At 69.9% G+C, this 13,959-nt stretch carries 13 protein-coding genes and 1 tRNA gene; all 14 read left to right on the plus strand.

The genetic code is table 11. The features are described 5' to 3' along the window. Positions 1 to 30: 30 nt before the first annotated feature. Positions 31 to 1,947 (plus strand): potassium transporter Kup, encoded by a 1,917-nt coding sequence (locus K5L01_RS01595; RefSeq protein WP_250061336.1) that lies wholly within the window; start codon positions 31 to 33, stop codon positions 1,945 to 1,947. 133 nt (positions 1,948 to 2,080) lie between these two features. Further along, positions 2,081 to 3,121: a Holliday junction branch migration DNA helicase RuvB gene (gene ruvB, locus K5L01_RS01600; RefSeq protein ID WP_250061338.1), complete on the plus strand. Its 1,041-nt coding sequence runs from the start codon at positions 2,081 to 2,083 to the stop codon at positions 3,119 to 3,121. Continuing rightward, positions 3,114 to 3,542, plus strand: coding sequence for a tol-pal system-associated acyl-CoA thioesterase (ybgC, locus tag K5L01_RS01605; protein ID WP_250061341.1), 429 nt, complete (start codon positions 3,114 to 3,116; stop codon positions 3,540 to 3,542). The genes ruvB and ybgC overlap by 8 nt, the downstream gene beginning before the upstream one ends. A gap of 10 nt (positions 3,543 to 3,552) precedes the next feature. Beyond that, positions 3,553 to 4,329 carry a protein TolQ gene (tolQ, locus tag K5L01_RS01610; protein ID WP_250061344.1) on the plus strand — a complete coding sequence of 259 codons (777 nt, stop codon included), beginning with the start codon at positions 3,553 to 3,555 and terminating at the stop codon, positions 4,327 to 4,329. A 67-nt stretch (positions 4,330 to 4,396) separates the two neighbouring features. Then, positions 4,397 to 4,825 carry a protein TolR gene (gene tolR, locus K5L01_RS01615; protein ID WP_250061346.1) on the plus strand — a complete coding sequence of 143 codons (429 nt, stop codon included), beginning with the start codon at positions 4,397 to 4,399 and terminating at the stop codon, positions 4,823 to 4,825. After that, entirely contained in the window at positions 4,815 to 5,879 is a 1,065-nt protein-coding gene (gene tolA, locus K5L01_RS01620; protein ID WP_250061348.1) for a cell envelope integrity protein TolA, read from the plus strand. Before tolR ends, tolA begins: the two co-directional genes overlap by 11 nt. Before the next feature lie 171 nt (positions 5,880 to 6,050). Beyond that, the gene (tolB, locus tag K5L01_RS01625; RefSeq protein WP_250061350.1) at positions 6,051 to 7,370 is read left to right on the plus strand and encodes a Tol-Pal system beta propeller repeat protein TolB; all 1,320 of its coding nucleotides are present in this window, start codon (positions 6,051 to 6,053) and stop codon (positions 7,368 to 7,370) included. A gap of 64 nt (positions 7,371 to 7,434) precedes the next feature. After that, positions 7,435 to 7,953: a peptidoglycan-associated lipoprotein Pal gene (pal, locus tag K5L01_RS01630; protein ID WP_250061352.1), complete on the plus strand. Its 519-nt coding sequence runs from the start codon at positions 7,435 to 7,437 to the stop codon at positions 7,951 to 7,953. Positions 7,954 to 7,956: 3 nt separating this feature from the next. Next, a complete protein-coding gene (gene ybgF, locus K5L01_RS01635; protein ID WP_250061355.1) occupies positions 7,957 to 8,751 on the plus strand; it encodes a tol-pal system protein YbgF in 795 nt (264 codons plus the stop codon). 125 nt (positions 8,752 to 8,876) lie between these two features. Further along, positions 8,877 to 9,557, plus strand: a complete 681-nt coding sequence (gene queE, locus K5L01_RS01640) for a 7-carboxy-7-deazaguanine synthase QueE (protein ID WP_250063402.1) — start codon at positions 8,877 to 8,879, stop codon at positions 9,555 to 9,557. A gap of 170 nt (positions 9,558 to 9,727) precedes the next feature. Continuing rightward, positions 9,728 to 10,393 (plus strand): 7-cyano-7-deazaguanine synthase QueC, encoded by a 666-nt coding sequence (queC, locus tag K5L01_RS01645; RefSeq protein WP_250061357.1) that lies wholly within the window; start codon positions 9,728 to 9,730, stop codon positions 10,391 to 10,393. Between the two features lie 62 nt (positions 10,394 to 10,455). Then, positions 10,456 to 10,531 (plus strand) — tRNA-Lys (locus K5L01_RS01650). Positions 10,532 to 10,669: 138 nt separating this feature from the next. Then, positions 10,670 to 11,221: an ECF-type sigma factor gene (locus K5L01_RS01655; RefSeq protein ID WP_250061360.1), complete on the plus strand. Its 552-nt coding sequence runs from the start codon at positions 10,670 to 10,672 to the stop codon at positions 11,219 to 11,221. Beyond that, the gene (locus K5L01_RS01660) at positions 11,221 to 13,953 is read left to right on the plus strand and encodes a serine/threonine-protein kinase (protein ID WP_250061361.1); all 2,733 of its coding nucleotides are present in this window, start codon (positions 11,221 to 11,223) and stop codon (positions 13,951 to 13,953) included. Before K5L01_RS01655 ends, K5L01_RS01660 begins: the two co-directional genes overlap by 1 nt. Positions 13,954 to 13,959 lie beyond the last annotated feature (6 nt).

Here is a 13,959-nt window from a genome sequence, read left to right on the forward strand (position 1 = left end):
CCGGCCCGGCCGGGACCGAGCGAGACCTTCATGTCACACGCCGCCTCCAAGCCTGAAACCGCCGGCCATTCCCAGGGCCCGGGTGCTGCCGCCGGCCTGGCGCTGATCGTCGGCGCCATCGGTGTCGTGTTCGGCGACATCGGCACCAGCCCGCTGTACACGCTCAAGGAAGCGTTCTCACCGCACTATGGCCTGGACAGCGACCACGACACGGTGCTGGGGGTGCTGTCGCTGGCGTTCTGGTCGTTGAACATGGTGGTCACCCTCAAGTACGTGACCATCATCATGCGCGCCGACAACAACGGCGAGGGCGGCATCATGGCGCTGATGGCCCTGGCCCAGCGCACCCTGCGCCACGGTTCGCGGTCGGCCTACGTGGTCGGCATCCTGGGCATCTTCGGCGCCTCGCTGTTCTTCGGCGACGGTGTGATCACCCCGGCGATCACGGTGATGGGCGCGGTCGAGGGCCTGGAGGTGGCCGCGCCGGGGCTGGGCCGGTTCGTGGTGCCGATCACCCTGGCGGTGCTGGCGCTGCTGTTCGCCGCGCAGCGCTTCGGCACCGAGAAGGTGGGCAGGGTGTTCGGCCCGGTGATGATGGTCTGGTTCCTGGCCCTGGCGGCGATCGGGATCTGGAACGTGATCGCCGCCCCCGAGGTACTCAAGGCCTTCAACCCCTGGTGGGCGGCCCGCTTCTTCATGGAGCATGGCTGGCAGGGCATCTTCATCTTCGGCGCGGTGGTGCTGGCGGTCACCGGCGGCGAGGCGCTGTATGCGGACATGGGCCATTTCGGCGCGCCGCCGATCCGCCATGCCTGGTATTTCTTCGTGCTGCCGTGCCTGGTGCTGAACTACCTGGGGCAGGGCGCGCTGGTGCTGCAGCGGCCGGACGCGGTGGCCAACCCGTTCTTCGAGGCGGTGCCGGGCTGGGCGCTGTACCCGATGATCGTGCTGGCGACGATGGCGGCGGTGATCGCCAGCCAGTCGGTGATCACCGGCGCGTTCTCGGTCTCCCGCCAGGCGATGCAGCTGGGCTACATCCCGCGCATGCGCATCCTGCACACCTCGCACGACACCATCGGCCAGATCTACATTCCCGGCATCAACTGGGGACTGGCGCTGATGGTGTTCGGGCTGGTGCTGGCGTTCCGCAGTTCCAGCAACCTGGCGGTGGCCTACGGCATCTCGGTCTCCGGCACGATGCTGATCGACACCCTGTTGCTGGCGCTGGTGGCGCGCACCCTGTGGCCGCGCGCGCGCCACGGCATCCTGGCGCTGTGCGTGGCGTTCTTCGTGATCGACCTGGGCTTCGTCATCGCCAACGGCGCCAAGCTGCTGCAGGGCGCTTGGTTCCCGGTGGCGCTGGGCATCGTGCTGTTCACGATGATGCGCACCTGGCGCCGCGGCCGCGAACTGCTGCGCGACGAGATCCGCAAGGACGGCATCCGCATCGACACCTTCCTGCCCGGGCTGATGCTGGCGCCACCGGTACGGGTGCCGGGGACCGCGGTGTTCCTGACCGCCGACCCGGCGGTGGTGCCGCATGCGCTGATGCACAACCTCAAGCACAACAAGGTGCTGCACGAGCGCAACGTGTTCCTGCACGTGGAGACCCTGCCGGTGCCCTATGCGGCGGCGGACCGGCGGCTGAAGATCGAGCCGGTGGGCGACGAGTTCTACCGCGTCCATGTCCGCTTCGGCTTCATGGAGACGCCGGACGTGCCGCTGGCACTGATGCGCTCCTGCGACCATGGCGGCATCTACTTCGACCTGATGGACACGACCTTCTTCGCCAGCCGCGAGACCATCGTCGCCCGTGCCAACCGCGGCATGCCGATCTGGCGCGACAAGCTGTTCGCGCTCATGCACCGCAACGCCGCCTCGGCCACCGGCTTCTTCCGGATCCCCGGCAACCGCCTGGTCGAGCTGGGCGCGCAGGTGGAGATCTAGCCGCGGCCGGGCGCGCGACAGGGGCGCCCGGACGCGAGCGCGGCGCCGCGCTTGTGCCTACAATCGCAGGCATGGACATGCCCCCATTCCCGCCGCTTTCCTCCCGCTCCCCGCTGCCCGGCCGCCGGCGCCGATGAGCAGCGAACGGATCATCGCCGCGGCGGCTACGCGCGAGGACGACAGCGCCGACGCCAGCATCCGCCCGCGCCGGCTGGCGGACTATCTCGGCCAGGCGCCGGTGCGCGAGCAACTGGACATCTACATCCAGGCGGCCAAGTCGCGCAGCGAGGCGCTGGACCACGTGCTGATCTTCGGCCCGCCCGGGCTGGGCAAGACCACGCTGAGCCACGTCATCGCCAACGAGCTGGGCGTCGGCCTGCGGGTGACCTCCGGTCCGGTGATCGAGAAGGCCGGCGACCTGGCCGCGCTGCTGACCAACCTGCAGCCCTACGACGTGCTGTTCGTGGACGAGATCCACCGCCTCTCGCCGGCGATCGAGGAAGTGCTGTACCCGGCGATGGAGGATTTCCAGATCGACATCATGATCGGCGAGGGCCCGGCCGCGCGCTCGATCAAGCTCGACCTGCCGCCGTTCACCCTGATCGGCGCCACCACCCGCGCCGGCCTGCTGACCGCCCCGCTGCGCGACCGCTTCGGCATCGTGCAGCGGCTCGAGTTCTATTCGGCCGAGGAGCTGACCCGCATCGTGCGGCGGTCGGCGGCAATCCTCGGCATCGACTGCAGCGCCGAGGGCGCCGGCGAGATCGCGCGCCGTTCGCGCGGCACTCCGCGGATCGCCAACCGGCTGCTGCGGCGCGTGCGCGACTATGCCCAGGTCAAGGCCGGCGGCCCTGTCGACCAGGCCGTGGCGCAGGCGGCGATGCAGATGCTCAAGGTCGACCCGGAAGGGTTCGACGAGCTGGACCGGCGCCTGCTGCGGACCCTGCTGGAGTACTTCGACGGCGGACCGGTCGGCATCGAATCGCTGGCCGCGGCGCTCTCGGAGGAGCGCGGCACGCTGGAGGACGTGGTCGAGCCGTTCCTGATCCAGCAGGGCTTCCTGGTGCGCACCGCGCGCGGGCGCATGGCCACCCACAAGGCCTACCGGCACATGGGCCTGAAACCGAAGGCGGCGCCGGCCGACCTGTTCGTGGAGCCTTCCGACCATGGTTGAGGCACGGTTCAGTTGGCCGACACGGGTTTACTGGGAAGATACCGACGCGGGTGGCGTGGTCTACCACGCCCGCTACGTGGCGTTCATGGAGCGCGCGCGCAGCGAGTGGATGCGGACCCTGGGCTATGGTCAGGAAAGCATGCGCAACGGCGACGGGCAGGTGTTCGTGGTCCGTGCCATGGCGCTGGACTTCCTCAAGCCGGCACGGCTGGACGATGTGCTGCAGTCCACGGTGGAGCTGCTGCACTGCCGCCGCGCCAGCCTGGTGATGCGCCAGGCGGTGCTGCGCGGAGAGCAGCCGCTGGTCACCGCGCAGGTGCGGCTGGCCGCGGTCGGCGCCCGCGACTTCCGTCCGCAGGCCATGGACACCACGCTGTACGCCACGCTCAAACAATTCGAAACCCAACACGCGCAAGATTGAGGAACATCGGATGATCGCTTTGCTTCTGGCCCTGCAGGCCACCGTGACCGAGGCGCTGCCGGCGGATGTCAGTGCCGCGGCGGCGCAGACCGTGGTCGACGCCAGCCGCGGTGGCATCAACTACCTGGACCTGATGCTCAAGGCCAGCATCCCGGTCAAGCTGATCGTGCTGCTGCTGCTCGCCGGTTCGTTCATCAGCTGGGTGATCGTGTTCCGCAAGGCGCGGGTGCTGAAGGCGGCCGACCGTGCCGCTGACGATTTCGAGGCCCGCTTCTGGTCCGGTGCCGACCTCGGCAAGCTGTACGCCTCGGCCGCCGACCGCAACCGGGCGGTCGATGGCCTGGAAGCGATCTTCGAGTCCGGCTTCCGCGAATACAGCCGCCTGAGCGGGCGCCGCGGGCTGGACAGCCGCAGCCAGCTGGAAGGCACCCAGCGGGCCATGCGCACCACCTATGCGCGCGAGGTCGACGGGCTGGAGCGCAACCTGGAACTGCTCGCCAACATCGGCTCCAACGCGCCCTATGTCGGCCTGGTCGGCACCGTGTTCGGCATCATGGTGACCATGCACGACATGATCAGCAGCGGCGAGCAGGCGGGCATCGCCTCGGTCGCGCCGGGCATTTCCGAAGCGCTGTTCGCCACCGCCATCGGCCTGTTCGTGGCGATCCCGGCCACCTGGGCCTACAACCGCTTCACCACCCGCGTGGAACGGCTGTCAGTACGTTACGAGACCTTCGCCGAGGAATTCAGCTCGATCCTCCAGCGCCAGTCCGGCAGCGACGAATGATGCAGCCCTCCCGTCAGCGCCCCGCCGTGCGCGCTCCGATGCGTGTCCCGACCAGGAAGCTCCCGCGATGATGTCCGGAATTTCCCGCCGCAAGAAGCGCAAGCTCAAGTCCGAGATCAACGTCGTGCCGTACATCGACGTGATGCTGGTGCTGCTGATCATCTTCATGGTCACCGCGCCGCTGTTGACGCTCAGCTTCGAAGTCGAACTGCCCACCTCCCACGCCAAGGCGCTGGAGAGCAAACAGGACCCGGTGGTGGTGTCGGTGCTGTCCGACGGCCAGCTGAGCCTGAAGCTGCCCGACGCCAAGGCGCCGGAGCGGATGGCGGCGGAGACGCTGCAGGCGCAGCTGGCGGCGATGGCCTCGCAGGACAAGAGCCTGCGCGTGATCGTCGCCGCCGACCGGTCGGTGACCTATGAGAAGGTGGTCGCGGCGATGGATGTGATCAAGGCGGCCAGGATCGAGAAGGTGGGTCTGGCGACCGATGCACGCTGACGCATTGCCACCTCCGCGCACGCCCGGCGAGGGCTGGGGCCTGCCCGTGGCCCTGGCGCTGCTGGTGCACGTGCTGGTCGCGCTGGTGTTCATCCTGGCCTGGCTGTGGTCGCCGGTGCGCAGCACCGAGGCCGCGGCCGGCGACCCGGCGGTGGAGGCCAGCCTGGAACTGTCCGCGGCCGAGGCGCTGGCGGCGCGCCGTGCGCTGCAGGCCTCTGAACGACTGCCGCCGCTGCCGGAACCGGTCGCCGAGCCGATGCCCGCACCGGTGCCCGAGGACACCGTGCCGCCGCCGCAGCCGCTGGCCGAGCGCCGGCCGCAGGATGCCACCACACCGCAGCAGCACAATGCCCAGGAGCGCATCGCCCAACCGGACACGGTCGACCAGGAACGGGTCAGCGCGCTGGCCATCGCCGCGGAGAAGGCGCGCGAGGAGCAGGAGGCCAAACGCCGCCAGGAGCAGATCGACCTGACCGAGCGCAAGCGGGTGGAGGACGCCGAGCAGAAGCAGCGGCTGGCGCGGCAGCAGGAGGAGGCCGACCGCCAGAAACGGCTGGCCGACGAGCAGCGCACCGCCAATGAAACCGCCGAGCGCGAGCGCCAGCAGAAGATCGCCGAGATCCGCCGCAAGCGCGAGCAGGCCGAACGCGAGCTCAAGCTTGCCGAGCAGCGCCAGCGGCAGGTCGCCGATGCCCAGGCGCGCGCGCAGGCGGCCGCAGCCAGCAACAACAGTGCGCCGCAGTCGGCCCCCGGGCAGGGCGGCGCCAGTACCGACCTGACCGCGCGCTACGCCGCCGCGATCCAGCAGGCGGTCCTCAACCAATGGGTGCGCCCGGACACGATCCCGCGCGGCCAGCGCTGCCGCCTCACCATCCGCCAGCTGCCCGGCGGCGAGGTGGTGGAGGTGCAGTTCGCCGCCGGCTGCCCCTATGACGATGCCGGCCGCCGCTCGGTCGAGGCGGCGGTGCTCAGGGCGCAGCCGCTGCCGTTCCGCGGATTCGAATCGGTATTCCAGCGTACCCTGAATTTCACCTTCGAGGCGCAGGACCGATGAGGCCATGGCAGCGTCCCGCGGCCTGCCGCGGGAAGACCATCGCCGGCGTCCCACACACGCTCCCGCAGACCCGATCCGCAATTTCACGCGGCGTTCGTTCATGATTGCGAAAATGTTCATCCGCCTGCTGCTATCCCTTATTCCCTGTTCATCCGTATCGTTGAGCACCCCATGAAGAAACCGCTCCGCTGGCTGGCCGCCCTGACCGTACTGCTGTTGCCCCTCGTGGCGATGGCGCAACAGCGGGGGCTGGAGATCGACATCATCGGCGGCAACGCCTCGGCGCTGCCGGTCACCGTGGTCCCCATGCCCTACCAGGGCACGGCGGGCGCACCGCAGACCGACGTGGCCGCCGTGGTCCGCTCGGACCTGGACCGTTCCGGCCAGTTCCGTACATTGCCCGAGGCGCAGATCGTGGAGCGCCCGACGCGCGGCGCCGAGGTGCAGTACCCGACCTGGCGGGCGCTCAAGCAGGACTACCTGGTCGTCGGTCGTGTGCTCGACGCCGGCGCCGGCGCCTACCGCGTGGAGTACGAGCTGTTCGACGTGGCCAAGGGCGAGCGCATGCTCGGTCTGGCGATGACCGCCCGCGCCAATGCCATGCGCGATGTCGCCCACCAGATGGCCGATGCCCTCTACGAGAAGATCACCGGCGTGCGCGGTGCCTTCTGGACCCGCATCGCCTATGTGACCGCCAACGGCCGCGGCGACGCCATGCGCTATGCACTGATGGTCGCCGACTCGGACGGCTTCAACCCGCAGACCATCGTGCGCTCGGCCGAACCGCTGCTGTCGCCCTCGTGGAGCCCGGACGGCAACCAGCTGGCCTATGTCAGCTTCGAGCGCGGCAATTCGGCGATCTACATCCAGAGCATCGCCACCGGCGCGCGCGAGCTGGTGGCCAGCTTCCGCGGCATCAACAGCGCCCCGGCATTCTCCCCGGACGGCCGCCGGCTGGCGCTGACGCTCTCGCGCAGCGGCAACCCGGAGGTCTACGTGATGGACCTGGCCAGCAAGCAGCTGACCCAGCTGACCAACCACTTCGCGATCGACACCGAGCCGACCTGGAGCGCGGACGGCAACACGATCTACTTCACCTCCGACCGCGGCGGCCGCCCGCAGATCTACCAGGTGCCGGCCGCCGGCGGCAGCGCCACGCGGGTGACCTTCCAGGGCAACTACAATGCCAAGGCCTCGGTCTCGTGGGACGGCAAGAAGATCGCCGTCGCACAGGGCAGCGGGAACACCTACAAGATCGCGCTGATGGACAGCAGCCTGGGGTCGCCGCGCTGGAGTACGCTGTCGCCGGGATCCCTCGACGAATCGCCCAGCTTCGCGCCCAACGCGAGCATGGTTCTGTATGCCGCCCGCGAGGGTGGTCGTGGTGTGCTGTATGCAGTATCGGCCGACGCCCGGGTTCGCCAGCGTCTGGTCTTGGCAGACGGTGATGTGCGCGAACCCGCGTGGGGTCCGTACCGTACTGCGCGTTGATAGAATGTTAATATCCGATCCGTATCAAACCCCGTCATTGGCTCAGGAGCCTCTAGGTATCGCCATGAACAAGTCCACTCGCGTTTTGCTTGTTTCGCTTCTCTCGGCCGCCGCCCTGGCCGGTTGCTCGAAGAAGGTCAAGGAACAGCCGGCTCCGCAGCCGGCCGATCCGGCCCCGACCGTCCAGCCGACCGGTCCGTCGACCTCCGGCCTGTACGGCCCGGGCGACCTGGATACCGATGCCTGCCTGCGCCAGCGGGTGGTCTACTTCGACTTCGACAAGGAAGAAGTGAAGTCCGAGTTCCAGGCCATCATGGGCTGCCACGCCAAGTACCTGCGTGACCGTCCGTCCTCGCGTATCACCCTGCAGGGCCACACCGACGAGCGCGGCAGCCGCGCCTACAACCAGGCCCTGGGCGAGCGTCGCGGCAATGCCGTGAACTCGTCGCTGCAGGCCAACGGCGGTTCGGCGTCGCAGCTGACCGTGGTGTCCTACGGCGAAGAGCGCCCGGTGTGCACCGAGTCGAACGAGTCCTGCTGGTCGCAGAACCGTCGCGTCGAAATCGTCTACACCGCGCAGTAATCGATGCGTACCGGCATCAAGGCGATGATGCTCGTGGTTGCGGCAGCCCTCGTGGCTGCCGCACCCGCTCATGCGCAGCGGCAGAGTCTGGCCGACCGGGTGGGGGCACTGGAGCAGCAGCTCCAGAACAACCAGGCCAACACCGACATGCTCAACCAGCTGCAACAGCTGCGCAGCGAGATGCAGACGCTGCAGGGCACGATCGAACAGCTCCAGCACGAGAACGAACAGCTCAAGCAGCGCAACCGCGACCAGTACCTGGACCTGGATGGGCGCTTGAACCGTCTGGAAGGCGGCACCGACGCGGATGGAACGGCCGCGCTGCCGCCGCCGCCCGCGGCCAAGCCCGCGGCGGCCGAGAAGTCCCCGAACGTGCGCGGCGACGCCGGCGCGATCGCGGCGGCCGGCGACGAGCGCGCCGCCTACAACGTCGCGTTCGACGCCCTGAAGGCGGGCCGATACGACGACTCGGCGCGTCTTTTCCAGGCCTTCCTGGAACAGCACCCCGAGGGCGTCTACGCCCCCAACGCCCTGTACTGGCTGGGCGAAAGCTACTATGCCACCCGCAACTTCCAGCTGGCCCAGGCGCAGTTCAGCGACCTGGTGGCGCGCTACCCGACCCACGACAAGGCCGCCGGCGGCCTGCTGAAGCTGGGCCTGTCGCAGTTCGGGCTCGGCGATGCGGCGCAGGCCGAACGTACCCTGGCCGACGTCGCCACCCGCTTCCCGGGCAGCGATGCCGCGCGGACCGCGCAGGACCGCCTGCAGTCGATCCGGCTGGGCCAGCAGATCCGCTGACCGCCACGGTGGCGCCCCTGGCGGCCGGGCTTTGCCCGGCCGCATCCGTTCATGGGGCCGCCACGCACCGGCGGCTCCGTCCTTCCGGAGTTTCCGACCTTCCCGCCATGACCGCCGTTCCTACGATCAGCGCCGCCACGCCCAGCGACATCGTGCAGTCACCGTTGCCGCGGCTGAAGATCACCGAGGTCTTCCTGTCGCTGCAGGGCGAGGCCGATGCCGCCGGCTGGCCGACGGTGTTCGTGCGGCTGACTGGCTGCCCGCTGCGCTGCACCTACTGCGATACCGAATATGCCTTCCATGGCGGGCAATGGCGCGAGATCGACGCCCTCGTCGCCGAAGTGCTCGGTTACGGCGTGCGGCATGTCTGCGTGACCGGCGGCGAGCCGCTGGCACAGAAGCGCTGCCTGGCGCTGCTGCATGCGCTGTGCGACGCCGGCCTCGAGGTCTCGCTGGAGACCTCCGGGGCACTGGACGTCGGCGCGGTCGATCCACGGGTGGCGCGCGTGGTCGACCTCAAGACCCCCGGCTCGGGCGAACAGGCCCGCAACCGCATGGAGAACCTGGCGCTGCTGAACGCTCGCGACCAGCTCAAGTTCGTGCTCTGCGACCGGCACGACTACGAGTGGGCCCGCGCACTGGTGGCTGCTCAGAGCCTGCACGAGCGCTGCATGGTGCTGTTCTCGCCATGCAAGGACCGCCTGGCGGCGCGCGACCTGGCCGACTGGATCGTGGCCGACCGCCTGCCGGTGCGCTTCCAGATGCAGCTGCACAAGCTGCTCTGGAACGACGAGCCGGGACGCTAGCAGCCGCTTCCCTCGGCGCGGGCGCCTCGCCGCCGCCAGCCAGCCTGTACACTCCGTCCGCGGCGTTGCGTCGGCCCGTCCGGCTGCACCGCCCTGCGGAACCCGACCCCACCGGGTCCGTTCCCGGCGCGGGACAGCGTGCTGGCACTCCCCCCAACCGGAAGATCGTGATGAAGAAGGCAGTAGTGCTTCTGTCCGGCGGCATGGATTCGGCCGCCGTCGTCGCCCTGGCACAGGAACAGGGTTTCAGCGTGCATGCGCTCAGCGTGCGCTATGGCCAGCGGCACACCTCCGAACTGGCGGCCGCGGAGCGCGTGGCGCAGGCCCTGGGCGTGGCCGCACACAAGGTGGTCGACGTGGACCTGCGCAGCATCGGCGGGTCGGCGCTGACCGACGACATCGAGGTTCCCGATGCCGGCGGCCCGGGCATCCCCAGCACCTACGTGCCGGCCCGCAACACCATCATGCTCTCGCTCGCGCTGGGCTGGGCCGAGGTGCTGGGTGCCCACGACCTGTTCTGCGGCGTCAATACCGTCGATTACTCCGGCTATCCGGACTGCCGTCCCGCATTCATCGCGGCCTTCCAGACCCTGGCCAACCTGGCCACCAAGGCCGGTGTCGAAGGGGCCGGGTTGCGCGTGCATGCGCCGCTGCAGCACCTGAGCAAGGCGCAGATCGCCCGTGAGGGCGTACGCCTGGGCGTGGACTTCTCGCTGACCGTCTCCTGCTACCGCGCCGACGGGCAGGGGCGGGCCTGCGGCCGGTGCGACGCCTGCCGGCTGCGCGCGGACGGCTTCGCCGCGGCCGGCCTGGCCGATCCGACCTGCTACGCCTGAATTCTGTTTTCCGTTTTCTTGCGCTAGAATGCGCACCCCGGCGTCAAGCCGGGTCTTTGTTTGGGCCGTTAGCTCAGTCGGTAGAGCAGAAGACTTTTAATCTTTTGGTCGATGGTTCGAGTCCATCACGGCCCACCAAGGATCGCGAAGGCCCCGCATCGTCCGGGGCCTTTCCGTGTCTGCCGCCAGGCGCGGGGCTGAACCGCGGGCGGTTGGCAGCGGCCGGATCCGGTCCTACCATGGACGCGGTCCAGTTTCCGGCAGTACGGGGCACGCGTGAGCACCCAGATCACCCAACTCCTGCACCGCTGGCAAGGCGGCGACGCGCAGGCGCGGGAGCAGTTGTTCGAAGCGTTGTATGCCGATCTGGTGACGGTGGCCCGGTACCGGCTGTTCAACGATACCAGCGGTACGCTGCAGCCCGCGGCGCTGGTCAACGAGTCGCTGTTGCGGCTGCTGGGTGCGGACGTGGACTACAAGGACCGCGCGCACTTCATCGCGGTGGCCGCATTGAAGATGCGCTCGGTGCTGATCGACCACCTGCGCGCGCGTTCGGCGGACAAGCGCGGCGGGCACATGGCGCAGCTGACCCTGTCCCATGCCAGCGAGGTCGCCGACGACGATGGCGATGCCTACGACGTGATGGCCCTGCACCAGGCCCTGAACCAGCTGGCCGAACTGGAGCCGCGTGCGGCGAGCATGATCGAACTGACCTACTTCGGCGGCATGAGCCGCGATGAGATCGCGATGGTGATGGGCGTCTCCACGCCCACGGTGGACCGCGACCTGCGCTTCGCCAGGGCCTGGCTGAACCGCCAGTTGGCCTGATGACGGACGCGGCGTACTGGCGCAGGGTCCGGACCCTGTTCGACGCTGTCTGCGAGCTGCCGGAAGCGCAGTGGGGGCAGGCGCTGCGGGAGCGCTGCGATGCGCCGGATCTGGTCGAGGAGGTGCTGCAGCTGCTGCAGGCACAGACCGGCCGCCTCGGCCGGGTCGACCGCATGCTGGCCAGCGCGCTCGTTCCGGAACTGGGCGTGGGCCAGCGGCTGGGGCCCTGGCGGCTGACCGCACGCATCGCCAGTGGCGGCATGGGCACGGTGTTCCGCGCCGAGCGCGATGACGGCCTCTACCAGCGCACGGTGGCGATCAAGCTGCTGCACGGCCTGCCCGGTACCGACGAGGTGGAACGGCTGCAGGCCGAGCGGCAGGTGCTGGCCGACCTGCACCTGCCCGGCGTCGCCCGGCTCTACGATGGCGGGACGACGCCCGACGGCTATCCCTACCTGGTGATGGAGTATGTCGACGGGCTGCCGCTGGACCGCTATTGCATCCGCCATGCCCCCGATCTCCGCCAGCGCCTGCGCCTGTTCCTGGAGATCTGCGCGATCGTCCGTTCGGCGCACGAGCGCCTGGTGCTGCACTGCGATCTCAAGCCGGGCAACGTGCTGGTCCGCGCCGACGGCCGGCCGGTGCTGCTGGATTTCGGCCTGGCGCGGTTGCTCAACGATGCGCGCGAGCGCCGGCAGGCGGACTACTGCACGCCGGCCTACGCCAGTCCCGAGCTGATCGCTGGCCGTCCGGTGGGGGTGGCCAGCGACATCTACAGCCTGGGCGTACTGCTGGTGGAACTGCTGTGCGCCCGTCCCCATGCGCGGACACCGCAGGATCTGCAGCGCGCCGTGGTGCGCCCCTCCGCGCACGCCCCGGCCGACCTGCGCTGGCGCCGGGCGCTGCGCGGCGACCTGGATGCGATCGCCGGCAAGGCGTGCGCGCTGCAGGTCGGCGACCGCTACCGCTCGGTCGAGGCACTGATGGCCGATGTGCACCGTTACCTGGATTGCCGGCCGGTGAAGGCGCGCGCGGGGGGGCGGGGGTACCGGTGGGCGCGGGGCGCGCGGCGCAACTGGCGCGGGTTGCTGGCCGGCGCGAGCGCCTTCTCGCTGGCGGCGCTGTTCGTCGCCGGTCTGGTCCAGGCGCGGCGGCAGGCGGAGGAAGAGGCGGCGGTGGCCCGCCAGGTCGGTGATTTCATGGTGGGCGTGTTCGAGACTGCCGACCCCTTCCTGCGCACCGAGCGCGGGGAAGAGCAGCTGTCGTCGCGGCAGTTGCTCGACCGGGCCGCGCAACGGATCGCGCAGGACCTGGCCGACGCCCCGGCGCAGCGGGCCAGGATGCGGGCGGTGCTGGGCACCGCCTACCGCAATTCCGGCGTGTCGCGACAGGCGGAGCTGCTGCTGCAGCAGGCCCATGACGGTTTCATGGACCCGCGCGTGGGCCGTCCCGCGGATGCCGCGGCGGTGCTGGCAGAGTTGTCGCAGCAGAAGACCCAGGACGGCAACGGGGTGCTCGGGCAGGCCCTGGCCGAACGTGGCCTGGCGCTGCTGCCGCGGGACCGCGCGGTCGCCACCCGGGCCCGGCTCCAGGACGCGCGCGGCCTGGCCCTGCTCAACCAGCAGCAGTACCACCGCGCCGAGGCCGCCTTCGACGCGGCCATGGCGCTGTATGCGCAGTTGCCGGCGGACACCGTGACCACGCAGAAGCTCACGCTGTCCTACAACAAGGGCCTGATGTACCTGCGCTGGGGGCGGCTGGCGGCCGCCGAGCGCGAGCTGCGGCATGTGCTCGCCGGTGTCGGCGGGCGGCGTACCAGCATGGCGCTGGCCGCGGAGATGCGTCTGGCGCACGTGCTGCGCGAACAGGGCCGGTTCGCGCAGGCGCTGCCGCTGCTGCAGGCGGGCATGCGCCATGCACGTGAGCTGTACGGCCCGGAGAACAGTTTCCTGCGGATGCAGCACGACGGTCTTGCCGACCTGTACCGCGACCTGGGCGACTATGCCGCCGCCGAGCAGGAGTTCCTGCAGCGCCAACGGCTGAGCGCGCGCATCGACGGCGTGGATTCGGTCGAGTACTCGATGGGCTTGTTCAACTACGGCGAGCTCCAGCAGCTGCGGGGCCAGGTCGTGCCGGCCGAAAGTCTTCTCCGGCGTGCCTGGGAGATCCGTCGCGACCGGCTGGGCGAACGCTCGCCGACCACTTTGCGGGCCGAATCGGGCCTGGGGGCGCTGCTGCGGCACCAGGGCCGGCTGGACGAGGCCGGCCGCCTGCTGCTGCATGCCGACGAAGGGTTGCATGAGATGTTGCCGCTGGACGCGCCCGGACGCATCGAGGCACGCGTGAACCGCATCGCCTGGCATGTGCAGAAGGGTGATACCGGAGAGGCGGAACGCCTGTTGGCGACGCTGGGCGCGAGCATCCCCGGGCCGCTGCAGCTGCCGTTGCTGCGCACCCGGGCCGATCTGGCGGAACGCCAGGGCCAGGGGGCTGCGGCGCTGGCCCTGCGCAGGACGGCGCTGACATACGCGCATTCGCAGTACGGCGATGCCCGGGTGGAGACGGCCGTCTGCCGCATGGAGCTGGGCGAGACCCTGCTCCGGCTGGGCCACAGGCCGCAGGCGCTGGGCATGCTGCAGCAGGCCGCCCCGGTACTGGAGCGGCTGCAGGTGGAGGGCGCGCCGCAGCGCCGGCGCCTGGCCGGCCTGTTGGCGCTGGCGCAGGCGCGCTGAGCGCGG

Source organism: Stenotrophomonas mori (assembly GCF_023556335.1).
GTDB lineage: Bacteria > Pseudomonadota > Gammaproteobacteria > Xanthomonadales > Xanthomonadaceae > Stenotrophomonas > Stenotrophomonas mori.